At 29.8% G+C, this 1,297-nt stretch carries 3 protein-coding genes; all 3 read left to right on the forward strand.

The genetic code is table 11. From position 1 onward, the window contains the following. A partial coding sequence (locus AC1DJR_RS30155) for a BC1881 family protein (protein WP_477004279.1) occupies positions 1-89 on the forward strand: 89 nt, incomplete at its 5' end. Positions 90-386: 297 nt separating this feature from the next. Continuing rightward, positions 387-620, forward strand: a complete 234-nt coding sequence (locus AC1DJR_RS30160; protein ID WP_477004278.1) for a hypothetical protein — start codon at positions 387-389, stop codon at positions 618-620. A gap of 238 nt (positions 621-858) precedes the next feature. Beyond that, complete coding sequence (locus tag AC1DJR_RS30165; RefSeq protein WP_429688460.1) at positions 859-1,092, forward strand: YuzF family protein; 234 nt, start codon at positions 859-861, stop codon at positions 1,090-1,092. Positions 1,093-1,297: the final 205 nt, after the last annotated feature.

The raw sequence follows: 1,297 nt of genomic DNA on the forward strand, positions 1-1,297 counted from the left end.
TTTCTATTACAGTTGAGGCTTATGAAAAAATCGAAGTTGGTGGAATTCGTGTAGATGGGCCAGCAGTTATTCTAATTAATCAAGAATAGTTAAAAATAGTTGAATGCACTTAGAAAAGGATCAGCCTTTAAAAGAAGGGATGATCCTTTTTGTTTGCTGCAGCTAATATGGGATATACAAAACTTTTATCTGATGTATTGGGGTTAAAAGGAAGGAGAGGGTCGGGATTATCATGGTGGAAAGCTTAATATTGGTAGGATTTCTTTTTACGTTATATAMATTAGTTGATAAAAAAACAAACTAATCATTTAAAACGATATATTGTTTCCTTTTTAAGGATGAGATTTATTTKATRGTGAAAYGGATAATTTAAAGGAGGAATTTAGATGRATGCAAGGAAAGAACGYATAAAATACGAAAAGATGTCAAAGAACTATGACCGTATTTATTTAGTTTCATTTATCCTATTAATTGTACTTGTTTGTAGTAGTGTGATTATCATAGGGGCTACAGGGGGAAAATATGGAGTGTTTTTGTTGTTAGCAATTTTACTTAACGCACGTATTACTAAAGAATCTCAAAAAAAGTATGAGCATTATTCTAATAAAGGGCGTATTTAAAACGATACATATCTTGAAAGGAACAACCTGGATGTACATTCAAAGTATCCCTATATCATCAMCTATTAACTAGTAAAAKYAACCTTATATAAATAATTTTTTAGYAATTTAGKAATAGAAAACGYACCTTATYAAAATGTTAKTTTCKTTCATATARTGAATTATCCTTCTAGYATAKTTATAAGATTTATATCATATATTAAGAGAAARAATGTAAGTTAGAAAGGAGTCYTATAGAATGAGTTATTTTGAGGGAAATGACTTCAGTGAACAAAATATGGTAAGTGTACCTAATCACTACGTATATCAGACATTACAATCAGCAATTGGCAAACATGTGTTTATTGAAACTGTAAGAGGTAATGTAAGAGGAAAGTTAAAGGATGTGAAACCAGATCATTTGCTCATTGAAGATACGGTACCGTATATTGTACGCATTCAACAAATTGTTTGGATTATGCCAAAACAATAATCAAATTACATCTAATTTGATTTATAACAGATTAGCGTCATAGACGATCAAATAAAAACACAGGGTTTTATCTCTGTGTTTCTTCAAATTTTCGTTTTTGAATATATGCTTGAGCATGAATAATTTCTTCCTGAAGCTCTTTTAATTCTTTCGTAGATTCTGATTCAATAGCCATGTACGTAGTAACTAAACTGATCATCATATC

It is taken from the genome of Bacillus sp. 05T31, from assembly GCF_056396725.1.

Coding starts and splice junctions, on each gene's coding strand:
- AC1DJR_RS30165 (WP_429688460.1), top strand. CDS start 859: ATGAGTTATTTTGAGGGAAATGACTTCAGTGAACAAAATATGGTAAGT.